Below are 24,433 nucleotides of genomic sequence, written 5' to 3'. Positions count from 1 at the left end.
GAACAATGGAGTCTATGGGCGATGTACTTCGTTCGATCAACAATCCAACTCTACGGCAGCGTCAACGCGATCTTGAACAGGGGTTATTCAATCATCCACTTGTGAAGGCATTACAGTCCGAACATCCTGAGCTGGACGAATCACGACTGCGGCTTCATATGAGTCGCCTGTATCAATATGTAGAGGAAAGCCGAAACTGTGCGAACTGCCCAGGACTAGAGAAGTGTCCAAATGATTTTCCTGGCCATTATAGTAAACTAACGGTAGAAACTGTGAATGGTTCAGTGGATCTATATGAACGCAAGACGGCATGCCGACTTAAAGTGGCACAAGATAATCAGGATAATATCCGCAAACGTATTCGTAGCTTTTATGTGGACGAGCGTGTACTTAACGGCGGTTATGATGAGATAGATATTATGGGCAAAGACCCGCGCCGGGTCTCGGCTGTGAATAAAATATTTGATTATATCACCAGTGTTAAAGAGGAAGGCCTGACTTCACGCGGCATTTATTTACATGGCTCTTTCGGAACAGGCAAAACTTTTTTGATGTGTTATTTGCTGCATGAGCTTGCTGTTGCTGGATATACCGGAGTGATCGTATACATGCCAGACTTTATAGAGGACTTGAAATCGATCATGATGGATGGCCAGAAAATGAAGGAAACTGTCGATACGATGAAAAACTGTGATTTGCTTATTTTTGATGACATTGGTGCGGAAAATTTGAATCCTTGGGCTCGTGATCATGTACTTGGGGCGATCTTGAATTATCGGATGAACCGCAAACCAACCTTCTATACCTCGAATTATCCATTGGATGGCTTGGAGAAACATCTTAGCTTTACGAGCAAAGATGGTGAAGAGGTCTATAAAGGCCAACGACTAATGGATCGCATTGCTCCTTTTGTGGATGTGCTTCCACTGCATGGGGAGAATCAGCGAGGGGCCAATAGATAAGCTGGAATATTCATAATGTAAAATTTAAAAGAGCAGTGATTCCCCTTTTATTGGAGGATCGCTGCTCTTCGTTTTTTTAGTTATTCGAACTCAAACGCCGCTTTTTCCATGCTGCGAAGCAGGATCGTCGGAAGTCTTGAGTGTACTTTAATTGTCCAAACACACTTTCCGGTTGCAACATCTGGCGGGCATACTCACTCTGATCGATAATTAGGGAATACCTCCCTAAAATTCAGAGGTTTCTGCTCATTAGACTACTAATTAGGGAATATCTCCCTAAAAATGAACTGATTCGTCAGCGAAAATAGATATTCTCCCGATTATTAGGGAGGAATTCCCTGATTCTGTTCATTTATAGCAATTATCGGCTATAATCAGGGAGTTTTTCCCTCATTATTCTCAAAAAAAGAAGCCGTCCCATAAGTAGCATTCACTACTTTTGAGACAGCTTCTTTTTATTGTGCGATGATTCCTTTACTCCGAGAGAATGAATTTAAGGATGACCATTCCGAAAAAGACAACCGTCATAAACGTGGTCATTCCGAAAAATCCGGTCATTAAATCCCCAAGATCATTGCGGGGTTCTTCGTTGATATGTTCTCGTGGGTCCCGTACTTGCGCGTTAACATCCATAGTTTCTGCCTCCTTACAGGGACAAGCCCTGTATTGTTAGATGCAAATTGACATTAGTTTTATGAAATAAGTCATTGACAATTAATGCGCTTTCTTTAAGTATACCGAAATGCTGGGGAGGTTGTAAAGAAAAGAGTACGCAAAAAAAATACATTGAAGGCAATATAATTGCGAGTGATATTTCACATATCCCATAAAGATATGTTATACTTGTAATGTGTCGGTAAGTGGTAATTTGGTTATCATATTACATGAAACAATTTATTAACTCATATTTCGGAGCAGCTTCCATGAACTAAGCTTTGGCTTAAGATGTGCGTGATGCTTCGCAAAACTTAAAGGAGGAACAATATCATGGCTATCGTGAACGTGTCTGACCAATCCTTCAGTAACGAAGTGGAAGGTCAAGGTACTGTAGTAGTAGACTTCTGGGCTCCTTGGTGTGGTCCTTGTAAAATGCTCGCTCCAATCTTGGATGAATTGTCCACAGAGCTGGGAGACGACGTGAAAATTGCAAAATTGAATGTGGATGAGAATCCGGAAACGGCTTCCCGTTTTGGTGTTATGAGTATCCCAACTCTGATCTTCTTCAAAGATGGTCAACCGGTAGATAAAGTTGTGGGACTGAACTCCAAAGAATCCCTGAAAAATATCGTAGCAAAACATCAATAATTGATAGATGCTACTGTTCGGGCCTCGGCCCTGCCACTCAGCGCCTTCGGTTCATTCCGGAGGCGTTTTGTGTGCTGAATGCCAACTAATCATGGGTCCAATTTAGCTGGAGGGGATCATTTTGGACAATATCCGCAATAAACTGGCACTACTACCCGATCTGCCTGGCTGCTATCTGATGAAGAATCAGGAAGGCACTATTATTTATGTGGGCAAAGCGAAGGTACTCAAGAATCGGGTGCGGTCTTATTTTACAGGCAGTCATAATGGTAAAACGCAGCGGCTTGTCGCTAATATTGCTGATTTCGAATACATCGTTACGTCCAGTAACATGGAAGCGCTCATTCTAGAGTGTAATCTGATTAAGAAACATATGCCGCGTTATAATGTGCTTTTGAAAGACGACAAGACGTTTCCTTATATAAAAATAACGAATGAAACTCACCCGCGCCTTGAGGTTACACGCCGGGTGATTAAAGATAAAGCAAAATATTTTGGCCCTTATCCTAATGCTTATGCTGCTCAGCAGACAAAAAAGCTCCTAGATCGTATGTACCCGCTTCGTAAATGCGGTGTGATGCCAAAGGAGGTCTGTCTTTACTATCACATGGGCCAGTGTTTGGCACCGTGTGAGAAGGAGGTTCAGAAATCCGAGTATGAGCAGATTACGCAGGATATCGCTGCTTTTCTAGGCGGAGGTCATGAGGCGGTTAAAAAGGATTTACAGCAAAAAATGCAGGAAGCTGCTGAGGAGTTATATTTTGAGCGGGCGAAGGAACTGCGGGATCAGATTATCCATATCGATGCATTGATGGAGAAGCAGAAGATCAACACTACAGATACTAAGGACCGGGACGTATTTGGTTATGCTGTAGACAAGGGATGGATGTGTGTACAGATTCTGTACATGAGACAAGGGAAGATGATCCAGCGCCATTCCTCCGTGTTCCCGTTCTATGGTGAAGCCTACAGTGACTTTATGTCTTATGTGACGCAGTATTACAGTGATAATCCCGCTTTGCCGCAGGAGATTCTGCTGCCGGATGTGCTCGATGAGGAGTCTCTGGCTAATAAAGAGACTAAACCTGAGATCACGATAGCTGCTCCAGCAGAAGCGGATTTACAACAGGGTGAAGATACTCCTGAATCGGCTGAAGAGGCTGAGGCACGTGCGACGGCGGCGGAGGAAGCTGCTGCAGCTGGGATCGTGGATGCCGCCGGCGGCGCCTCCATTCTGCAGGAGTGGCTGGGCATTAAGGTGCTTGTGCCACAACGCGGCCTTAAGAAGCAGATGGTTGGCATGGCCTGTCAAAATGCAAGAGTGGCTATCGACGAGAAATTCCGGCTGATTGAACGGGATGAAGAGCGTACCTCTGGAGCAGCGATCAGCTTAGGTGAGAGCTTGGGTCTTGAACGCTTGAGCCGCATTGAGGCGTTCGATAACTCGAACATTCAGGGAACTAACCCGGTCTCAGCGATGGTTGTCTTCATTGATGGCAAGCCTGCACGAAAAGAGTATCGTAAATATAAGGTTCGTACGGTAGTGGGTGCGGATGATTATGGAACGATGCGCGAGGTCATTCGGCGGCGATATGAACGGGTATTGAAGGAGAATCTTCCGATACCGGATCTTATCGTGGTCGATGGCGGGAAAGGGCAAATCTCCTCTGCTATTGATATTCTGGAGAATGAGCTGGGATTATTCATTCCGGTCTGCGGCCTTGTTAAGGATGATAAGCATAAGACGGCTCAGCTTTTGGTTGGAGATCCGCCAGAACCTGTCGCGCTAGCCCGGGACAGTCAGGAATTTTACCTTTTGCAACGGATTCAGGATGAAGTCCATAGGTTCGCGATCACCTTCCACCGTGAACAGCGCGGGAAGTCCATGGTTACCTCCAAGCTGGACTCTATACCTGGTATAGGTGAGAAGCGCCGTAAAGCGCTGCTTAAGCATTTCGGATCGCTTAAGAAAATTAAAGAAGCCTCCGTGGATGATTTCCGTACACTTTCTATTGGAGAAAAGCTGGCAAGACAAATTCTTGATGCGCTCAAGGACGAAGAGCCAACCTCATAGCAATGGTGACAAAAGAAAAAGGGTATCACAGCAGCGACTAAAGCTGCTATGATGCCCTTTTTTAAAATTTGGTTATAGGATGTACACTATTTTATTTTCTTAAATCAAAGAAGAAGGCTCCACCGGCTTAGTCTTCTGTGGTGGATTAAATCGATAGACGATGTAAGCGACTATGAATGGCATAATAATCGCGAAGATACCCGCGCCTACATTTACGCTCTCCTTCATAAAGATCAGCGTAGCGCCCATCAGGATGCTGTCAAACACGACGTGGCTGAACATGACAGCAATAAATCCGTAACGAAGGAAAATATAACTGAACAGCAGCCCGATTACGGTCAGCTCAATCGGACGGGAGCTGATGGGATAGATCGGATATAACGTATGGCCAAACGCCCAAACCAGCGTGGTGATCAAGCAAGCGACGAAAGTGTTTCGGAACACCTTTTTCAGCATAGGGATTCCGAAAAAGCGATAAATGGCTTCCTCAGATAAACCAGCGAGCCATGCGACGATAGGCAGAAGCCAAGCATATCTCATGTTATAAGGAGACTGGGTGGCGTCTGTAGTAGACCAATTGTGCAAGGTAAACGATAATATGATGAACATAACCGTCTGCACCCCTAGCAGAACGAAAGCCCACATGTATCCAGCCCGGATACTATCCAACACATATTGTCCATAGCCGGGCTCTTTGGCGCGGGGCCAAGGGTTCATGCCTCCCTCTTTTCGCCATAGGCCATTGCCGCCCACTAAAGAGAAGTAGAGCAAGGAGGACATCAGCAGGCTGTACAAAGCATAAATGATAAACATAATGACAGAGGTAATCTGTGCTTCTAGCCCTTCGCCTGTTGATTCAGGCAGCATATTATAGGTGCTGATCATCATGATTACAAAATAGGCTGAGCTTAGGAATACCCCACGTTTAAAGGAAGTATGCTCTCTTCTAAGAATACTGTAGACGAGTGCCAGAATTCCTAAAATCAGTGTGGGTATACCGTAACCGAATAATGTCAGCTTTTCCGCTAAAGAGGTCTGTCCTTGTACGTAGGAGGTATGCCAAGCCGGTGCAGTGAATCCGGCATTAAAGCTGGAGACCTGCTCTCCACTGAAATCAAAATAATAGTGCAATAAGGATTCGCCGACCTGAACAGTGCTATCCGTATACACCAGCCCATGGCTTCCTGTATTCGATTCAATTTGTAGCTTGGCAGGATTTACTTCCCATTCCTGAAGCCAAGGACGAGCAAGATTCTCCTTCTGCGCTAGAGTGAGGTCAGCTCCCTTGTCCTCTTTTGCACCAAAGGAAACAATGCCAGACCCCTCTTCGGAGGCAACTTTTGCAGCCTTTGAGAAAGCGACAATCTCGCCGGTATACATATTGAGGTCAACGATGATTTGCGGCTCTTGATCCGCTGACGGAGTAAGCGTTGCACGAAAGACATCAAAAGGATATTTTTGATCCAATTTTTTCTTGGTATAGTCCTCCACAAGCTTCTCGCGAGACATATAACCATAAAAGGAAGAGTCCGTCTCGTAAAGTACATTCCATTGATCGTTTGGTGCTTCGGTGTAATTGAGCTTTTGTTCTGCGAATAATACGGCTTGGTCACGGGCTTCTGCCTTGCTAATGACGGTGGTATCTTCCCCTGTAGAGCTGCTTAGCAGCGAAGGGGAAATCTGAAACATAATAAATAGAATAAGACCGATAATGCCCGAGATGATGAGCCTCTTGGAGAGGGCACGTTGCTGTAGGGGCTGGCCGACGGGATTCATGTAACGCCTCCTTGTTATGTACTGACAATGTTATGTTCCATTATAGTATTAGTGCCTGGCTGGTTACAAAAAACATTATATGTTCTTTTTATGGGTAATAGAGATAGTATAGAATAGTCATGTGAATTTATACCATGAATTTTATCGTGTTCGTTTGTGCACGAATGGTGAGAATCGGTGTAATTGCAGGGAAAACACGGAAAAGTGATGAGAAAAGGCACTCCTTTTGATGCAGTCTCTTTAAACCGCATTTTTTCATGTGAATGAGCAATAATTGTGTCTTTGTGAATTCACTAAATAACGTATATAATTTGTATGCAATTGTATAGTAGCCGAATTTCTGGTGAAAACGGGGGAACCATAAGAAGTGATGAAAAGTGGAGTGTACAAGATAAATGGCACTTTCATCAGGGGTGAATTTCGTTCTAGGAACGAATAGGGCAGCCTGCACAGTCCGAATCCGTCAGCTAACCTCGTAGGCTAATTTACTGCAGGAACCAAGTTAGCATTGGTTTTCCAGTGCTTTTTTTGTTGGAATTTTTGATAAGAAGGTGAGCATAGTGGCTTCACAGTTTCGCAGGATTTCTGAATTTAAGTTTCTGAAGCTCTCGCCGCCGCAGATACTGGTGCTTGGTTTTGCATCGATTATTCTGATAGGGGCCTTGCTGCTTATGTTGCCCATTTCAAGCACAAGCGGGAATTCCGTGGAATTTATTGATGCATTATTTACTTCAACTTCGGCAACCTGTGTAACAGGGCTTGTTGTGCTGGATACCGGAACTTCGTTCACGATTTTTGGGAAAACCGTAATTATGATCCTGATCCAGATCGGCGGCTTAGGTTTTATGACCATGGCCACTCTATTTTCACTGGTGTTAAAGCGTAAAATTTCTTTGCGGGACAGGCTAATCCTACAGGAAGCCATGAATCAAGGCTCTATGGAAGGAATTGTGCGACTGATCCGGAGAGTCCTTATATATTCTCTTGTCATAGAAGGCTGTGCCGCTTTGCTGCTGTCTATTCGCTGGGCTTTTGATATGCCACTTGGAAAAGCGATTTATTTTGGCGTATTTCATGCGGTGTCTATGTTTAATAATGCGGGGTTCGATATTTTTGGGGATTTTCGCAGTTTAACTGATTATGTATATGATCCGCTTGTGAATATTATTGTGATGTTTCTGATTGTCTCCGGCGGGATTGGTTTTATTGTAATGTCAGATCTGGTGGAGTTTCGGGTAATCCGCAGGCTGTCTCTACATAGTAAAGTTGTCCTGTCCACCAGCACAGGGCTGATTCTGATCGGAGCTTTGGTTATTTTTATATTCGAGTTTACTAACACTCGTACCCTGGGTTCACTGAATTTTGGCGGTAAAATATTATCGGCCTTCTTTCAATCCGTGTCTCCCCGTACGGCTGGCGCGAACACAGTAGATATTGCTGGACTTCGGCAGGCTACACAATTTTTTATAGTGATTCTTATGTTTATTGGTGCTTCTCCGGGCTCAACGGGCGGCGGGATCAAGACAACAACCTTTACGATGATGATTGGTGCTGTAATTGCTATGCTGCGTGGACGGGAAGATGTTGTGTTGTTCCGTTATCGGCTGGCTCAAGAGCGCATCTACAAGGCATTAACGATCACGCTGCTGGCTTTGTTGTTAATCGCCTCTGTGTCGATGATACTCTCCACAACTGAAGACAGTAATTTCTTGGCAATCTTGTTTGAGACGACCTCCGCCTTTGCTACGGTAGGACTGACTATGGGGCTAACTCCGGAACTGTCAGCGATCGGTAAGATTCTACTCTGTCTGACGATGTTTGCAGGTCGGCTGGGTCCACTAACCTTAGCGTATGCACTCGGTCCAAAACAGGGTAAACCACTGTATAAGTATCCGGAAGGTAAAATAATTATTGGATAGGAGTTAATTAGAAATGAAAGCACAGCAATTTGTAGTAATCGGCTTAGGTCGCTTTGGTTCAAGCCTGGCGCTTGAGCTGATGGAAATGGGCTACGAGGTGCTCGGCATTGACCACCATGAAGAACGCGTGGAGGAAATGAGCGATCAGCTGACGCATACGGTAGTAGCAGATGCTACAGATGAGGGAATTATGCGCTCGCTTGGTGTACGGAACTTTGATTGTGGGATTGTTGCGATTGGTGACAATATGGAGAGAAGCATTCTGGCGGCCATTTTGTTAAAGGAGATTGGAGTCAAGCAAGTGGTGGCTAAGGCAATCTCCATCCTTCATGGCCGCGCACTGTCGCGGCTGGGGGTTGATCGGGTTATTTTTCCGGAGCGGGATATGGGGATTCGTGTGGCACACCAGCTGGTGACGCCCAATTTGCTGGATTATATTGAACTGTCCAAGGATTATAAAATTGTCGAGCTGACCGTGCCATCCTGCATGAACGGCAGAAGCTTGTCCGATTTAAATACAAGAGCTAAATATGGCTGCAGCATTGTTGCCCTAAATAGGGAAAGCGGAATAATCGTCGCTCCAACTGCCCATGATTATTTAAGTGAAGGCGATGTTATGGTACTCATTGGTCCTAATGAAAGTATTGACCGTTTTGAGAGTGAAGTTGTGAACCAAGAATCATAGTAAAAGAAGCTGACTCAAAAGTAGTGAATTCTACTTGGGGGCAGCTTCTTTTTTATGGAGTAAAGAGTAGGAAAATTAATGGATTTCACTATGCCATATGACTATAGATCACGCGTAGTGATCTGTGCTATTGGGGTGTGTGGTGGGCGAGTTACTAGGTGTGATATTCGTACGGCTGTAGTAGATGATTTGTGGTATCTGTGACAGTGGACTATGGGCGAGATGCGTTCTTTGTTTGTACGATGTACAGAGTGGGTGTGAACTAATTAGAGAAAACTTCCCTGAAAACAGCCGCTATTCGCTCTAAATGAACGACATTAGGGAATTCCTCCCTAATAAACAGTGGGATTCCTTTATTAGTTACTCAATCAGCCGATAATTAGGGAAGTTTTCCCTAATTATAAGTCTGCTGAACAGAAATCTCTAAATTTCAGGGAGAAATTCCCTAATTACGCAATAAGTGCTTCACTTATTGCCTCATCTGGAGATCACTAGGTGCGCACCTTGATTCATTTGGTCCGGCTTTACTGCTCACGTTCTGTCAGAAACATCTCTTCGGTTACTTGCACCAGACTGCGAGCCGCCGTGCTCATGCTTCCATCGTCACGGTAAATCAGGCAGGTGGTCCGTTGAGTCTGCTCCAGCTCCTTGATATGTAAGGACACCAGTCCGCCGCCGTTCAGCAGCTCTGGACGCAGATAAGACTTTGGCAGCAACGCAGCCGCTTTGACAGTCGGAAGCAGCCGCACGATGGCTTCGAAGGAGTCAATCTCCATGCGCACATCGGGATCAATCCCGCAGCGCTGGAATAGATCGTCCGTCAGGCGCCGGTACCAGGTACCCTTTGAGAAGAGAATCATAGGCAGCCGGGATAGATTATCCATGGTTAGCTTGGAAGAAAAATTTAAAGGATGCTGCTCTGAGACGACCAGTCGCAATTGATCCTCAAACAGAGAAATGCAGCGTAACCCAGGTTCTTGAATAGAGGAAGCGATCAGACCTACATCTGATTTCCCCTCACTAACTGAGGATACGATCTCATGCGTTCGGCCTGTAATCAGCTTCAGCTCTGCGGTCGGATATTTGTCCATATAAGCGTTAACCAGCGGCGGAAGCGTGGTCTGCAGTGAGGTAAGACTAGCCCCCAAGGTGACAAGCCTTGGCTCCCCCTCTTTGAATTTAGAAAGGGCTTCCAGAAACTTGGAACGCTGCTGCCGTTGTTCAAGCGCATAGGAATAAGTGAGACGCCCAACCTCGGTTAACTCCAGTCGTTTGCCATAACGATTAAACAGTGCGACCCCCAGACGTTCCTCGAGTTTAGAAATTTTGCGAGACAAGGCGGGCTGGGATAGATTGAGCTGGCGTGAGGCCCGGTTTAAGCTGGAATGTTCCACAACTGCTGCAAAAACATCTAAATCGTCAAACATATATTGAGGTTCCTCTCCTAATGCGATGTACGATCAGTAGTGATGAAATTCATAGCCGTAAGAGTAACTGTTCTTATTACATAAGGAAAATCAGGTTATGTCGGAAAATGTTGTTTCGCTAAATGAGAATTATTATCATATAAAATCTATTCTTATGCGTTTATTGTATAACGTTTAATAATTAGATTGCAATTCCCTTATAAGCGAAAAAAGAGTAACATGAAAAGTGACACAAGATATTCACATTTTGTGAAAAATAAAACTAAGTCCGGTAAACTCTAGGATAACGGTAAATTAAGGAATTATGTCATTGGATTGTCAACGTTATCCTGTGTCAAATGTAGTTCCGGCGGTGAATACCCATTAATGAAAACGCTGTTTTAATCGGAAAGGGGTTACTTTGTATGAAAGGATTTTATTCCAGAAAGATTCATTCCTTGCTAGGCGTTATCCCACTTGGAGCCTTCTTCATTGAGCACATGATGACGAATTTTGCGGCTGTAGAGGGTGGCGCTTCCGGTTTCACTGACAGCGTGTTATGGCTGAACAGCTTACCGCTCGTCTTCTTCCTGGAATTGTTCGGTATATGGCTTCCTCTGCTGTACCATGGGGTATACGGACTTTATATTGCGTATCAATCCAAGCCGAACTTGAACCGTTTCAACATTGAAAGAAACTGGCGTTATACCCTGCAACGGATTACAGGTATTGTTACCTTTATCTTTATCGTCTGGCACTTGTTCCAAACACGGGTTCAGGTGGCAGTGGGTAATGTGGAGCACGAAGAATTAGGCGGTCTCATGCACGATATCGTGACTCAGCCACTTCTGCTGACACTGTATATTATCGGTATCGTTGCTGCATGCTTCCACTTCTCGAACGGTCTCTGGTCTTTCTTAATCAGCTGGGGAATTACCGTCGGTCCTCGTGCACAGCGGGTATCTTCTTACCTCTGTCTTGGCATATTTGTCTTAGTAACGTTCATGTTCCTGATTTCGCTGGTTACTTTCCGTGACAGTGAATTTCAAACTGCAGCAACTATTGCCCAGTCCATAAAGACCTTCATTTAATTTAAGAATCCTTTCTGATATTTTCGATAAAAGGAGTGAACTATCATGGCAACATCCGATATCATTATCGTGGGCGGCGGTCTGGCCGGCTTGATGGCTACCATCAAGGCAGCGGAAGCTGGTGCGCATGTCCATTTATTCTCATTAGTTCCTGTAAAAAGATCACACTCCGTATGCGCGCAAGGCGGCATCAATGGCGCGGTAAATACAAAAGGTGAGGGCGACTCCCCTTGGGAGCATTTTGACGACACTGTCTATGGCGGTGACTTTTTGGCGAATCAGCCGCCGGTTAAGGCGATGTGTGAAGCTGCGCCAGGTATCATTCACCTTATGGACCGGATGGGCGTTATGTTCAACCGCACACCGGAAGGTCTGCTCGATTTCCGTCGTTTCGGCGGAACGAAGCGGCACCGTACAGCTTTTGCCGGCGCGACAACAGGCCAACAGCTGCTGTACGCGTTGGATGAGCAGGTGCGCCGCTGGGAATCTGAAGGTCTCGTAACTAAACGCGAGAACTGGGAGTTCCTTTCGGCTATCATCGACGACGAAGGTGTATGCCGCGGCATCAGTGCCCAGAATCTTAAGACGATGGAGATTGAGACTTTTCCTGCGGATGCTGTTATTTTGGCAAGCGGCGGGCCGGGTATTATTTTTGGCAAAACAACGAACTCCGTTATTAATACAGGGACAGCTGCAAGTGCGGTGTACCAACAGGGTGTACATTATGCCAACGGAGAATTTATCCAGATTCACCCAACCGCTATTCCGGGAGATGACAAGCTCCGCCTGATGTCGGAATCGGCACGTGGCGAGGGCGGCCGTATCTGGACTTATAAAGACGGGAAACCGTGGTATTTCCTCGAAGAAAAATATCCGTCCTACGGTAACTTGGTGCCGCGCGATATTGCTACACGTGAAATTTTTAATGTGTGTGTGGATCAAGGGCTGGGCATTAATGGCGAGAACATGGTGTATTTGGACCTCTCTCACAAGGATCCGAAAGAGCTGGACGTGAAGCTTGGCGGGATTATTGAAATTTACGAAAAATTCATGGGGGATGATCCCCGTAAAATACCAATGAAGATCTTCCCGGCTGTACACTATTCTATGGGCGGCATGTGGGTTGATTACAATCAAATGACGAACGTTCCTGGTCTTTTTGCAGCCGGAGAATGTGAATATCAATATCATGGAGCGAACCGTCTAGGCGCCAACTCACTGGTATCTGCTATTTACGGCGGTATGGTCGCAGGACCAAAGGCTGTTGAATACATTAAAGGCCTGAAGAAATCATCGCAGGATATCTCTTCTTCCGTATTCGATAGCTTCCACAAAAAGCAAACGGACAAATATGAATCTCTGTTAGCGATGTCAGGTACAGAGAATGCTTATGTGATTCACAAGGAACTGGGCGAATGGATGACCGCCAATATGACCGTGGTGCGGCACAATCCGAAGCTGGAAGCGACCATTGGCAAAATCAAAGAGCTTAAGGAGCGTTATCGCAAGATCAATATGAATGATGCATCGCGCTGGAATAACCAAGGTGTGGCCTTCACTCGCCAGCTCTGGAATATGCTGGAGCTGTCCGAAGCGATGACACTTGGAGCGCTTATGCGGAATGAGAGCCGTGGTGCACATTACAAACCGGAATTCCCAAATCGTAATGATGAGGAGTTCTTGAAGACCACAAAAGCAGCCTGGACTGCAGAGGGTCCACAAATCTCCTACGATGAAGTGGATGTCTCGCTGATTCCTCCACGGGTACGCGATTATTCGAAGGATTAATGCTTTCCAGTAACAGAATAGCTTGCGAGGCAAGCTTCATGAAATAAAATCAGGCAATTTGAGGAGGGAACCATTATGGCGGAAACAGCTGCAGCTCCCAAAAACGTAAAGTTTATCATCACCCGCCAGGACGATCCACAAAGTTCATCGTATGTCGAGGAATTTGAACTTCCTTATCGTCCAGGTATGAATGTGATCAGTGCTTTGATGGAAATTCAGCGTAACCCTGTGAATGCCAAAGGTGACAGCACAGTTCCCGTATGCTGGGATTCCAACTGTTTAGAAGAAGTGTGCGGAGCTTGCTCCATGGTGATTAATGGCAAACCCCGCCAAGCTTGCGCTGCACTTATAGACAATCTGGAGCAGCCTGTACGCATTGAGCCTATGAAGACATTTCCGGTGGTGCGTGACTTAGTCATTGACCGTACCCGGATGTTCAATGCGCTAAAAAGGGTGAAAGCATGGATTCCGATTGACGGTACGTACGATCTTGGACCGGGACCGCGGATGCCGGAGAAAAAACGGCAGTGGGCCTATGAATTATCCAAATGTATGACCTGTGGCGTATGTTTGGAGGCTTGTCCGAATGTCAACGAAAAGACGGATTTCATCGGACCGGCAGCCATTTCTCAAGTACGTCTGTTCAATGCTCACCCTACAGGTGAAATGAACGCTGACGAAAGATTGGACGCTCTTATGGAGGATGGCGGGATCGATGGCTGTGGTAACTCACAGAACTGTGTACGCGCTTGTCCAAAGGGGATTCCTCTTACGACATCTATTGCAGAAATAAACAAGCAAACAACGAAGCATATGTTCAAACGTTGGTTAGGTGTGTAATTAATAGTACCGCCAAATGTTTATCTATTGAGCTATCCTCAAAGTGGATTCCATTCGCTGGGGGTAGCTTTTTTTATGTTGTTAAGACTCTCTTATCTGCTTGAGGCGGGAAAGTCTTGCAGGGCTGGAGCAAGTTCAGAATATTGACCAATTTATGCTATAATATCCATTGTTAACGTAATGTTAGCTGTGGAACAAGGAGGAATAATCGTGATTTGTCGGGAGCAAGATGGAGCAATTGTAATGGTTAAGCAGCATGATCACGGGAAACTTGCCGGAGAGCTGGCCATTGGGTTCAAAGAGCAGCATGTGCCAACTGAAGGACGCCGGGAAGAGGTACTGTGGGCAGTAGCCCAGCATGATAGGGGTTGGATTGATCTCGATGAGACCCCTTTCTGGAATGATGCGGAGCAAGCACCCTACACCTTTATTGATTTTCCTGTAGTGCCTAAGTTGACCTTTTATAAGCGTGGATTAGATGAGATCGAGGAACACACACCGTACGGAGCGTTGCTGTGCAGCTTGCATTTTGAGCGGCTTATTAAGATTTCGGGACTCGATTATCCAGAACTAACGTTATATCAAGAACATGAAGAGGAACGCAGAGCACGTATCCATCGGGAGCTTGAAGCTTCTAAGCCTATCGGAGAAGATGAGCTGTATTATGATGCCCGTCTTTTAGAATTCTGCGATGATCTGTCCTTGTATTTGGCCTTAAATGAGCCGGGGTGTCCGAAATCAGAGGAGCATCCATGGTGGCGTGAAGGGTTCTCAGGCACTGAAGATTTCAGTTTTACGTCAGGTCGTGTTATCACAGCGGAGTGGCAGGATAAGTCAACGTTAATGCTTGAACCGTTTCCTTTTGTAAAAAACCTGGAAGTAGCATTTATGCTGAGACGAGTTCAAAAATCAGAAATCGCAAAAAAAGGGATTGCACGCGCTTACAGCGAAACTCCGGAAGAAGAATGCCGGATTGTTCTAACTGCCCGAAATAATATATAAGTTATTATTTGGACCGTCTGTTTTTCGGGGAAAAGGTAAAGAAAGGAGAATCTCCCTATGAAGATACAATCGTCTGGGGCTTCTCCCAATAAGAATGGCGATAAGATCCACAAGGACCCCTCTAAGGGGCGTTCTGGTAGCGAGTCTACAATTACCCGCCGGCAGTTCCTGACTCGGAGTGCGGCTGCTGTAATCGGCGCAGGATTGCTTACAAGCGGATATGCATGGCAGGGGGAGCCGAACTGGATTGAGGTCACTAAGCTGGACTTGCGTTTTAAGGAGCTTCCTTCCGCTTTTTCAGGGATGAAGCTTGTTCATTTCAGTGATACGCATCTCGGATTTAATAAGGATGCCAGGGATCTGGCCCGACTCGCTAAACATATAAGCAAAGCTGAACCGGATCTTATTTGCTTCACGGGTGACATTGTGGACAGCGATCCTGAGGATCTTGTTGAAGCCGTACCGGTGCTGGCAGCGTTAAGTGCGCCATTGGGTAAATTTGCGATATTAGGCAATCATGATTACAAGAATACCCAGCTGGTTACCGAGCTGCTGGAGTCTGCGGGCTTCCGGGTGCTGAGGAATAAATCCTACCTTCTAAAAAGAGGCGGGGCAGTCATGGCGGTTACGGGTCTGGATGATCTGTTACACGGTAAACCCGACCCAGCGAAAGCCATTACTGGTGTTCCTGAAGGAACCTTTAACGTCCTTTTGATGCATGAGCCGGATTATGCGGATACCGCACAGGCCTATTCATTTGATCTACAGCTTTCCGGGCACAGTCATGGCGGACAAATTCGCCTGCCCTTTATAGGTGCGCCATTTACACCTTATGGATCTCTTAAATACATAAATGGATTGTATTATACAGAAGACAAAGCCATGCCTGTGTATGTGAATAGAGGGTTTGGAGAGACATACATGCCTTTTCGGTTATTGTGTAGGCCAGAATTAACGGTTCTGACGCTGCATCGGTCCATGAGCTGATTAGGCTGGAATTTTAGCTGCACGGAAGGGGAGAGAAGATGAGCACCTATGGAGCAGTGTTGTTAGAGACACAACATGGTTTAGCAGTTGATCTGAGGCTGATCATGCCTGAGGATGTTTTAGCTTTGCGGCAGCTGCTCTCCCATCCAGATGTGCAGCGCCATATTCTAGTACGCTCTGGCCCTGGATCAGCATCTGCCCAGGTGGAGAAGCTGGTAAACCGGATGTTATTTGCCTTCGATCCTTGTGCGCTGCATGCCGGGATCTATTTAAAGGGGCAGCAGCGGTTGATCGGTATAGTGGCTTTGCAGAATTGGAACCGCCGTGAGGGCACAGCTACCTTAGGATATATGCTGGACCCGGCATGGTGGGGATGCGGGCTGGCGACGGAGGCCGTGGGTTTGTTTTTGAACTATAGTGTTCATACCCTTGGGATAACAAGGATCGAAGGACGCTGCACAGGAGATAATATTAGATCGGAACGTGTGATGCTCAAGAACGGTATGAAGCTGGAGCGGGTGATGCCCAAAGTCGGCTCCTTGGACGATGTAATGAAAGTATTCACATTGTTACACAAATGAAATAATGCCGTTATCAAACTCTAACAGTGTGCGGTTAAACTAAGTACATGACCCCCTTTTAAAAATATACTGCTTTGGGACCCGATGATTCGGGTCCATTTTTTTTGATTGAAAAGAGTAGCGTAAGTGATTGGCAGTACCGAATCCGATCGTTTATGATTAACATACTATGGAGTGGAATGACCAAGGAGGCGTAACATTTTGAATGAAGTGGTACAAACATTAAAAAACCATCGTTCTTTCCGGCAATATTCAGACCAGCCTGTGGAGCCAGAGAAGCTACAAATTATGATTGAATCGGCTCAAGCCGCACCGTCATGGGTTCATGGACAGCAGGTATCGATAATCGCCATCAAAGATCCTGCGCGTAAGCAGCAGCTTTCAGTTTTGTGCGGAAATCAGAAGCATGTAGCGGCAGCACCGGTTTTTTTGGTATTTTGCATGGATTTTTATAGAGCTAAAGTAGCTAGTGAGCTGGAAGGCAAGTCTTTTGAAGCCGTGAAAGATGTGGATGCACTTTTGGTTGGAGCTACAGATGTGGGAATCTCATTGTCTAACGCGATTGCAGCGGCGGAATCCATGGGACTGGGCATCATTCCTATTGGGGGTGTGCGCCGCAACACAGCGGGTGTGATTGAACTGCTGAAGCTGCCGGAGTACGTATTCCCTGTCGTCGGCCTATGCGTGGGATACCCAGCGGAGGAGGTTTCTCAGAAGCCGCGGCTGCCACTGGAAGCTATATTTCATGAGGAGCAATACAATCCGGACGTACAAGGCCTCCTGGAGGCGTATAATCAAACCCACCGTGAATTCTTGCAGCAGCAGGGGATGACGGAGAGAGATTGGACCAGTACGATTGCTCATTTTTATGATATCAACCCGGAATATGGAGATGCGAAACGTACGCTGAAACAACAAGGTTTTAGCTGTGATAATCTGTAAATAAACAAAAAGATGCACCAAGCTGAGATTGGTTTAACGGAGGGTGAACCCTGCCCCTAAACCAAAACGCTTGGTGCATTATTTAATTTCTCGCTTAAACGCTTACCGTCCTTATAGGGACGGTGAAGGCGTTTAAGCTTGTTTACAGAGAAACTTTGACTTTTTGGCGCTGCTTGTAATAAACCCAGTGTGTAAAGCCTATTTCTTTAAGCTGTGCAGCTACCGCATCCCGATCCTCGGCGACCCGGGACGGCTTATGTGCATCCGAACCAAAACTAACCTCTACGCCAAAATGTAGTGCCCGCTCCAGAATATCTTCAGAGGGATACCAGCCGCCGACCAGCTTAGTCCCGCCTGAGGTATTGATTTCGATGGCCACGTCACATTCACTGATTACACGCAGACAATCGTCAATCGGCTGAGGTGCAGGGATTTCGGAAAAAGCAGGATAATTCCCCTTCATCGCATCAATATGTCCGAGTATTTGGAACATACCACTGCGTGCGGAATCAGCAATTAACCGGTAATATTCAGACTTCACGCGGATCTTCTCATTTTTGCTAAGGTTTTTCCAGCGCCCTTTGTTAAAAATGCTGACTCCACCAACACTATGTACCGATCCAATCACATAATCAAAAGGGTAGGCGGATAATGTCTTACGGTATATCTCAGCATGTTCGGGGAAGTAATCTGATTCGATGCCTAACAGTACGTCGATAACGCCTTCGTACTCTTTTTTGAGGGAGAGAACATCATCTACATAATTAGCAAATTCGGATTTAGCCATTGCGATTTTGGGAAAAGCCTGATCGGATGGATCTCCGAAATAGGGAGTATGATCGGAAATACCTATAACTCCCAATCCAGCGGCAATCCCAGCTTCGATATAATCTCTAATCGTTCCGTCAGCATGGCCACAGCGGAAATGATGGGTGTGTAAATCAAATTTCATCAAGAACATCTCCTTTAAACAAGGTTATGCAATCAGCTCAGAAGTAATCGGTTCCACTTTGTGGGTGGGATTTATTCAGACCCGATAAATTGGGTTTCTGGCATGCCTTTAAGATCGCTTAGGAACTGCCTCATAGCAGAGTTTACGTATTTTCCTGATTTTGTGATCACGCCAACAGGATGGGTGACTTCCAGCTCAATAATTGGCACAATTTTGAGGGTGCCGGCTCGAACCTCAGCGGTTACTGACTGCTTGGAAATAATGGCGGCGCCCAAATCGAGCTCGACCATCCGTTTCACTTCCTCGCTGCTGGTCAGCTCCATAATGACCTGAGGTTGAATGCCATGTTTGTTCAGAACCTCATCCGCAAATTTACGGCCCACTGTATCTGGTGAGAGCAGAATTAGCGGGGTCTTGCTTAAGGCTTCTATCCCAGCGGTCTTCACTTGAGCGAGAGGGTGTCTGGGAGAGACCACCAGTTCGAAGGTATCATAATACAAAATGGAAGTAGACATGCCCGGGCTACGTCCAATTAAATAACCGATGCCGACATCAACAATGCCGTTTTCGACATGCTGATAAATTTGTGATGAGGACATAGAGGAAATTGATGTTTTGATATGGGGGAACTGGTCTTTAAAATAAGATAGAATACGCGGTAAAATTTGAATGGCGATTGAGGTAGTTGTGCCTAGAACTATATGACCTTGGGGATTTTCATCAAGATCTGCAAGCCGTTCCTTAAGTTCCTCGACAATCCTCACTATTTGTTCCGCATGCTCCAGAAAGACAGTCCCTCTATCCGTTAATGTAACAGGCTGGTTTCGGTCAACCAGCTGAGTCTTGAACTCTTCTTCAAGGCTCTTAATCTGTGCTGAAACCGCTGGTTGGGTCAGATTAAGCAGTTCTCCGGCCTTGCGAAAGCTCATCGTTTTGGAAATTGTTATTAGTGTCTCCAGCTGGCTGATGTTCATGGAATACCTCCTTTGGACCATCGAATTGGATGTGTAATTGCGTTAATATCTTACGTTCCACGTTGGCATTTGTTTAAATTATAGGAGATAATACCCGGCAGAGCAATGTTGCTGCGTAAACTATCTTGGGTTTGAATTCGACATATGCATTAATTTTTGCTGAATTGTGCCGATATATAAAGTATAATATATCCATATTGCTTGGGACTTTTGGTATATGACCAAAGCACGATAAAGGGGGAGACTAGACATTCATGAAAGCAGAAGTAATTAATCCGTTTCTAGAGTCTGCACGGACTGTTATAGAACAAGTAATTCAGGTCTCGCCTTCTACGGGGAGTTTAGGCATTAAAGAAATTGAACTGATCGATAATCATATATGGATTCAAGTAGGGATGACAGGCCAACTGAGCGGAAATATTATATTTGGTATCGCGGAGCAGGTAGCCTTGCGAATGGTATCGATTATGATGGGAGGCTTTGTGATCACCGAGATGGATGAGATGGGTCAAAGTGCGATTTCAGAGCTGAGCAATATGATCAGTGGGAATGCCAGTACCATTCTATATAATCAAGGTGTTTCGGTGGATATAAGTCCTCCTCAGATTATGAAGATGGAAAGCATGTCTTTTATGCCTCGTAAAGCGCTTAGTATTCCGTTGTTGATGGATGGGGTTGGAGAGATGGATATTCAGGTGATGATCTCTTAGGCAAGAGTTAGGAGCTGAAATACTTTTCATGGTACTCAAAGATAAGGTTGTTGTGATTACAGGAGCGTCAAGCGGCATTGGTGCATTAACAGCACAGATGCTTAGTAAAAAGGGGGCAATCCCTGTCTTGGTAGCACGTTCCGAAGCGAAGCTGAAAGAAACAGCGGCTGGTATCCCGGGCGTTTTTGGACTGTACACCTGCGACGTAACAGATGCTGAGGGTGTTCAGAAGACCTTCGCACAAATTTTGGCCGCATATGGCAGAATTGATATTTTGCTAAATAACGCAGGGTACGGCAAATTTGCTGCTTTTACGGAGATGGAGCCTCATGAATTTGACGATATGATGGATGTTAATTACATGGGGATTGTCCGGTGCACGAAGGCTGTTGTTCCACATATGCTGGAGCGGGGAAGCGGCCAGATTGTAAATGTGGCTTCCATGGCAGGGAAGATAGGCACTGCCAAATCTGTAGCCTACACAGCTACCAAACATGCTGTTCTCGGATTCACAAATGCGCTCCGTCAGGAGCTGCGGAAGAGTGGAATTATCGTCTCGGCTGTGAACCCGGGGCCTATCGCCACCGATTTTTTCAAAACGGCTGACCCGTCTGGCAATTATGAGAAGAGTGTAGCCCGGATGATGATGACCCCAGAGCATGTATCTTCCAAGATCGTTAAGGTTATGGAGACCGGCAAAGAAGAGCTCGATCTTCCGGGTCTGGCAGGGTTTGGCATACGGCTTTACGGGCTGTTTCCTCGCCTGGCGGACAAGCTTACTTATAATGCGATGAACAGAAAATAGACCCTGTTGTCAGCTTTATTGGCCTTCCATTTGGTGGAGAGGCCTTTTTGGCATATAATGAAGATATTATCTCAAGCGAAAAGGATGAATTACACTTATGAATAAAGCTTCTTTTGCGGCTATCGGCATTCAGGAAGACCTCATTGCCCGGTTGTCGGAATTCGGCATTAACGCTCCATCCCCGGTACAAGAGCAGACTATACCGCTTCTACTAGAGGGAAGAGATGTTATTGCAGCTTCCCAGACTGGAACGGGTAAGACGTTGGCCTATCTATTGCCGCTGCTTCAAACGATTAATCCGGAGCAGAAGGTGGTCCAAAAGCTGGTGCTCGCCCCTACACAGGAGCTGGCGATGCAAATCTTACGCGAGGCGGAACGTTATGGCGAACCGCGCGGAATTCGAGTTATGGGTCTTATTGGCGGGGCCGCAATCAAACGCCAGATTGACAAGCTGCGTGAGCATCCACAGCTAGTTGTGGGAACGCCTGGGCGGATCCGCGAGCTGATTGGACTTCGTAAATTGAAGATGCATGAAGTCAGTACTATTGTTCTGGATGAGGCGGACCAAATGTTCCAGCTTAGCGGAGCAGGCGAAGTTACAAAAATTGTCAGCAGTGCGCTGCGTTCACGCCAGCTCGTTATGCTGTCGGCAACGATCGGACCAGAGACGAAAGCGCTGGCTAATCGTGAAATGAAGAACCCGGCAGAGGTCGGAATTGCTCCAGGTGTAATGACAGCTGAAAGTTTGGAGCATCATTATGTTGTTGCTGAAGAGCGTAACAAAATGGACATGCTGCGCCGGGTGATTCGCCATTACAATCCCGATAAAGCGATTGTGTTCGTGAATGCTACAGACGATATTGCCGAGGTTGAGGCTAAGCTGAATCATCTTGGGCTTACTGCGGCAGCACTTTACGGAGATGCAGATAAGGTAACGCGTAGCAATGTATTAAAAGGTTTCCGGGAAGGTAAATTTCGTGTGCTTGTTGCCAGTGACGTAGCTGCCAGAGGACTGGATATTGAGAATCTTTCTTTGGTAGTTAGCTACGATCCGGCTTTTGATTCTGAACATTATGTACACCGTGCAGGCCGTACGGGACGGATGGGACGCCGCGGCTTATCTGTAACGATTGTTACAGAGCAACAAACCTTTATCATGCGGAAATTCGCTCGCGAATTGGATATTGCGCTTGAGGAGCGGGAGATGGTCGGTGGTAAGGTGCTTGCAGCAGATGAAGCGCGCAGCGCTTTGCGCAATGGACGGGGACGGAGTAGTGAAGGCAGTGGGCAACGCCGTGATGGATCCGCTCCAGGCAGCGGCAAGCCGCCTGTAAGCACATCTGGAGCCTCCAATGTTCAGTCGCCATCCGTTGGAGCAGGTACGCAGCCTGCCAAAAGAATGGCTACGATTAACACAAGTGAAACAACAAGCGGAGAACAACAGCGCGATCCACAGTGCAGTGTGAATCCTTCTGCGGGAGCACGCGGAGATGCGACTCCTGCACGGAGCAAACGCAGCAGCAATGCGGAACGTGAGAAGAACCGTAAAAATAAAGGAGCTCCAAAGTGGTTGAAAGACAAAACTCCGAGAGGTGACGGTCAATGAATAATGCTCCCGTATTGCAAATTACGGGTCTCAGTGGTGGGTACAGCCTGAATAAGCCAGTGCTGCATGATATTGCACTTCAGGTGCAGCCTGGCGAAATGGTTGGTTTGATTGGTTTAAACGGAGCAGGAAAAAGTACGACGATGAAGCATATTCTAGGATTGATGTCGCCCCATAAGGGCGATATCACCGTACAGGGCAAGACGCGTGCTGAAGATCCCGTTGGATACAATAATGCGTTGTCTTTTGTACCGGAATCGCCGCTACTGTATGACGAAATGACGGTTCGTGAGCATGTTGAATTTACTGCCAGAGCTTATGGGGTAGATCAAAAGGATTATGAATCCCGCACCTCGCATCTTGCCAAGCTGTTCCATATGGAGGATAAGATGGACACCCTATCGACCCATCTATCCAAAGGGATGAAACAGAAGGTTATGATCATGTGCGCTTTCGTTGCACGACCTGCATTATATGTCATCGACGAGCCATTTTTAGGATTGGATCCGCTAGGTATCCGCTCCTTGCTTGATTTCATGATGGATCTAAAGAACTCTGGATCGTCGATTCTGTTAAGCTCTCATATTCTTTCCACAATAGAGAATTATTGCGACCGTTTTATTGTATTGCATAAAGGTAAGGTGATTGCACAGGGTACGTTGGCGGAAATAGCGGCAACTGCCGGGCATCAGGGGCTGACTTTGGAGCAGTTGTTCTACGAGCTGGTTCAGGGAGGGAAATAATATGGATTTGAAAGAGCTGCGGCGCACGCGGCGCGGTCGATTCATGGGAAGTATGCTTCCTTATGTGGGATATATCATTCAAAGCGGCGTAGCCATGGTTTTCCTGTTCGTGTTGATTGTCTTCTCTGCTTGGTATACATCGCTGCTACAAAATGTACCTGAAGGCATTCCCATTCGCTGGATTATGTTAGCATTACTGTTGCCTGCGACAGTGCATAGCGGCTTCCGAACCTATTTGCAGACCCCGGATACGATCTTTCTGCTGCCTCAGGGTCACCGCATGAAGGAATATTTTGCACCCTCCTGGGTCAGTGGAAACGTGTGGAAGATCATTCGTTTGTTATTTGTACTGATCACCCTTTGGCCGTTGTACATACGTACAGATGATTCTCCCAAGCGACTTTTATTTACAGTGCTGATCCTGATTGCTGTGAAGCTGATCGCGAGCTATGGATTATGGAAAGAGATAGCTATGCTGTCACGTCCGATGGCAGGTGTGTTTGCTTTCTTGCGCTGGGCAGTTGGAGGTTTGATTATTGCCGCTTGGCTGTGGCAGCCTGCCGGCCCGAGCCTGATATTTATGGTGTTATTGGCAGCAGCCTATCTTGCTGCACTGTCTGTGCCCGGACGTCACGCTGTGCCATGGGAAAGACTGATCGCCATGGAAAACAATCAAGGTGCACGTGCGCTGATGGTTCTGGGCTGGTTCGTGGATGTACCGGGCCGTGAGCAACGGGTGTATTCCCGCCGTTATCTTTCCAAATGGGGCGCTAAGCTGCCTTGGCGTAAGGATACTGCTTATCGGTATCTGCTAACCAAAAGCTTTGCCCGGGGCGATATCTTTGGAATCATTATGCGGATATCGGTGCTGGCTCTGCTGCTGAATTGGTGGAACCGTGATAGTTACTTTGGCACCGGAATTTATTTGTTCTTCCTGTTCATCATTGGTGTTCAATTGTCGGCACTCCGCAAATTGCATAGCGAGTCTTTTTGGCTGACAGTGTATCCTTTTCCTGAAGGCAGTAAGGCGGACAACACGACACAATTTGTATTCCGTGCGCATCTGGTTGTGGCATTGATTCTTGGATTACCTTTCTTAGCTTCCATAGGTGACCGTCTGATGCCAGTGCTCTTTACCTTAGCGGCAGGTGTTGTGGTAGTCTTCCTGTTTAAAGGATACTTGTCCCGCAAAGAGGCACGATTGGATGACGACGATTTGTAAAGCAATTTCATAGTCACAATAAAAAGGCTGTCTCACAGTAGAGAAATTCTACGAATGAGAGAG

The 24,433-nt window shown here is 46.4% G+C and carries 22 protein-coding genes and 1 riboswitch; of the genes, 17 read left to right on the top strand and 5 right to left on the bottom strand.

Going from position 1 to position 24,433, the window contains the following annotated elements; genetic code table 11:
- Positions 1-5 precede the first annotated feature (5 nt).
- On the top strand, positions 6-962 hold the full coding sequence (gene dnaI, locus NYE35_RS26170; protein ID WP_036685219.1) for a primosomal protein DnaI: 957 nt from the start codon (positions 6-8) through the stop codon (positions 960-962).
- A 474-nt stretch (positions 963-1,436) separates the two neighbouring features.
- Here the strand turns inward: dnaI and NYE35_RS26165 are convergent, their stop codons facing one another.
- A complete protein-coding gene (locus NYE35_RS26165) occupies positions 1,437-1,595 on the bottom strand; it encodes a YqzM family protein (protein WP_094902239.1) in 159 nt (52 codons plus the stop codon).
- 354 nt (positions 1,596-1,949) lie between these two features.
- Here NYE35_RS26165 and trxA point away from each other — a divergent pair, with 354 nt between their 5' ends.
- Positions 1,950-2,267, top strand: a complete 318-nt coding sequence (gene trxA / locus NYE35_RS26160) for a thioredoxin (RefSeq protein ID WP_036679814.1) — start codon at positions 1,950-1,952, stop codon at positions 2,265-2,267.
- A 121-nt stretch (positions 2,268-2,388) separates the two neighbouring features.
- Positions 2,389-4,341 carry an excinuclease ABC subunit UvrC gene (gene uvrC / locus NYE35_RS26155; protein ID WP_339824688.1) on the top strand — a complete coding sequence of 651 codons (1,953 nt, stop codon included), beginning with the start codon at positions 2,389-2,391 and terminating at the stop codon, positions 4,339-4,341.
- 99 nt (positions 4,342-4,440) lie between these two features.
- Here uvrC and NYE35_RS26150 read toward each other — a convergent pair whose 3' ends face one another.
- Entirely contained in the window at positions 4,441-6,117 is a 1,677-nt protein-coding gene (locus tag NYE35_RS26150; RefSeq protein ID WP_341122247.1) for a CPBP family intramembrane glutamic endopeptidase, read from the bottom strand.
- A 320-nt stretch (positions 6,118-6,437) separates the two neighbouring features.
- Positions 6,438-6,615, top strand: a riboswitch (cyclic di-AMP (ydaO/yuaA leader).
- Between the two features lie 62 nt (positions 6,616-6,677).
- Here NYE35_RS26150 and NYE35_RS26145 point away from each other — a divergent pair.
- Positions 6,678-8,036: a TrkH family potassium uptake protein gene (locus tag NYE35_RS26145; RefSeq protein WP_341122246.1), complete on the top strand. Its 1,359-nt coding sequence runs from the start codon at positions 6,678-6,680 to the stop codon at positions 8,034-8,036.
- Between the two features lie 13 nt (positions 8,037-8,049).
- Positions 8,050-8,721 (top strand): potassium channel family protein, encoded by a 672-nt coding sequence (locus NYE35_RS26140; RefSeq protein ID WP_036679808.1) that lies wholly within the window; start codon positions 8,050-8,052, stop codon positions 8,719-8,721.
- Positions 8,722-9,245: 524 nt separating this feature from the next.
- Here the strand turns inward: NYE35_RS26140 and NYE35_RS26135 are convergent.
- Positions 9,246-10,148 (bottom strand): LysR family transcriptional regulator, encoded by a 903-nt coding sequence (locus tag NYE35_RS26135; protein WP_094902235.1) that lies wholly within the window; start codon positions 10,146-10,148, stop codon positions 9,246-9,248.
- A 404-nt stretch (positions 10,149-10,552) separates the two neighbouring features.
- Between NYE35_RS26135 and NYE35_RS26130 the strand changes: the two genes are divergently transcribed.
- The 7 genes from NYE35_RS26130 to NYE35_RS26100 all read left to right on the top strand — a co-directional run bounded on the left by NYE35_RS26130 (position 10,553) and on the right by NYE35_RS26100 (position 17,358).
- A complete protein-coding gene (locus NYE35_RS26130) occupies positions 10,553-11,218 on the top strand; it encodes a succinate dehydrogenase cytochrome b558 subunit (RefSeq protein WP_036679804.1) in 666 nt (221 codons plus the stop codon).
- A 45-nt stretch (positions 11,219-11,263) separates the two neighbouring features.
- On the top strand, positions 11,264-13,006 hold the full coding sequence (sdhA, locus tag NYE35_RS26125; protein ID WP_036679802.1) for a succinate dehydrogenase flavoprotein subunit: 1,743 nt from the start codon (positions 11,264-11,266) through the stop codon (positions 13,004-13,006).
- Positions 13,007-13,081: 75 nt separating this feature from the next.
- Positions 13,082-13,846: a succinate dehydrogenase iron-sulfur subunit gene (gene sdhB / locus NYE35_RS26120; protein WP_036679800.1), complete on the top strand. Its 765-nt coding sequence runs from the start codon at positions 13,082-13,084 to the stop codon at positions 13,844-13,846.
- Between the two features lie 210 nt (positions 13,847-14,056).
- The gene (locus NYE35_RS26115) at positions 14,057-14,848 is read left to right on the top strand and encodes a DUF3891 family protein (protein WP_051491089.1); all 792 of its coding nucleotides are present in this window, start codon (positions 14,057-14,059) and stop codon (positions 14,846-14,848) included.
- A 57-nt stretch (positions 14,849-14,905) separates the two neighbouring features.
- A complete protein-coding gene (locus NYE35_RS26110; protein ID WP_081382462.1) occupies positions 14,906-15,835 on the top strand; it encodes a metallophosphoesterase in 930 nt (309 codons plus the stop codon).
- A gap of 38 nt (positions 15,836-15,873) precedes the next feature.
- Entirely contained in the window at positions 15,874-16,416 is a 543-nt protein-coding gene (locus NYE35_RS26105; RefSeq protein ID WP_051491088.1) for a GNAT family N-acetyltransferase, read from the top strand.
- A gap of 210 nt (positions 16,417-16,626) precedes the next feature.
- A complete protein-coding gene (locus NYE35_RS26100; RefSeq protein WP_254924580.1) occupies positions 16,627-17,358 on the top strand; it encodes an NADPH-dependent oxidoreductase in 732 nt (243 codons plus the stop codon).
- A 142-nt stretch (positions 17,359-17,500) separates the two neighbouring features.
- Here NYE35_RS26100 and NYE35_RS26095 read toward each other — a convergent pair whose 3' ends face one another.
- Positions 17,501-18,310 carry a histidinol-phosphatase gene (locus NYE35_RS26095; RefSeq protein WP_036679796.1) on the bottom strand — a complete coding sequence of 270 codons (810 nt, stop codon included), beginning with the start codon at positions 18,308-18,310 and terminating at the stop codon, positions 17,501-17,503.
- A gap of 71 nt (positions 18,311-18,381) precedes the next feature.
- Positions 18,382-19,284: a LysR family transcriptional regulator gene (locus NYE35_RS26090; RefSeq protein ID WP_038573173.1), complete on the bottom strand. Its 903-nt coding sequence runs from the start codon at positions 19,282-19,284 to the stop codon at positions 18,382-18,384.
- Between the two features lie 254 nt (positions 19,285-19,538).
- Here NYE35_RS26090 and NYE35_RS26085 point away from each other — a divergent pair, with 254 nt between their 5' ends.
- From NYE35_RS26085 to NYE35_RS26065, 5 genes are all read left to right on the top strand, one after another.
- Positions 19,539-19,994, top strand: a complete 456-nt coding sequence (locus tag NYE35_RS26085) for a chemotaxis protein CheX (RefSeq protein ID WP_036679793.1) — start codon at positions 19,539-19,541, stop codon at positions 19,992-19,994.
- A gap of 28 nt (positions 19,995-20,022) precedes the next feature.
- Complete coding sequence (locus tag NYE35_RS26080; RefSeq protein WP_036679791.1) at positions 20,023-20,799, top strand: SDR family NAD(P)-dependent oxidoreductase; 777 nt, start codon at positions 20,023-20,025, stop codon at positions 20,797-20,799.
- A 97-nt stretch (positions 20,800-20,896) separates the two neighbouring features.
- Positions 20,897-22,405, top strand: a complete 1,509-nt coding sequence (locus NYE35_RS26075; protein WP_341122244.1) for a DEAD/DEAH box helicase — start codon at positions 20,897-20,899, stop codon at positions 22,403-22,405.
- Positions 22,402-23,148, top strand: coding sequence for an ABC transporter ATP-binding protein (locus NYE35_RS26070; protein ID WP_036679788.1), 747 nt, complete (start codon positions 22,402-22,404; stop codon positions 23,146-23,148). Before NYE35_RS26075 ends, NYE35_RS26070 begins: the two co-directional genes overlap by 4 nt.
- Position 23,149: 1 nt before the next feature.
- A complete protein-coding gene (locus tag NYE35_RS26065) occupies positions 23,150-24,370 on the top strand; it encodes an ABC transporter permease (RefSeq protein ID WP_341122243.1) in 1,221 nt (406 codons plus the stop codon).
- Positions 24,371-24,433: the final 63 nt, after the last annotated feature.

This window comes from Paenibacillus sp. FSL L8-0494 (assembly GCF_038003695.1).
GTDB classification, from domain to species: domain Bacteria; phylum Bacillota; class Bacilli; order Paenibacillales; family Paenibacillaceae; genus Paenibacillus_AQ; species Paenibacillus_AQ odorifer.
Note: the sequence above shows the minus strand (reverse complement) of the source record. Positions and strands in the feature narration are given on the sequence as shown.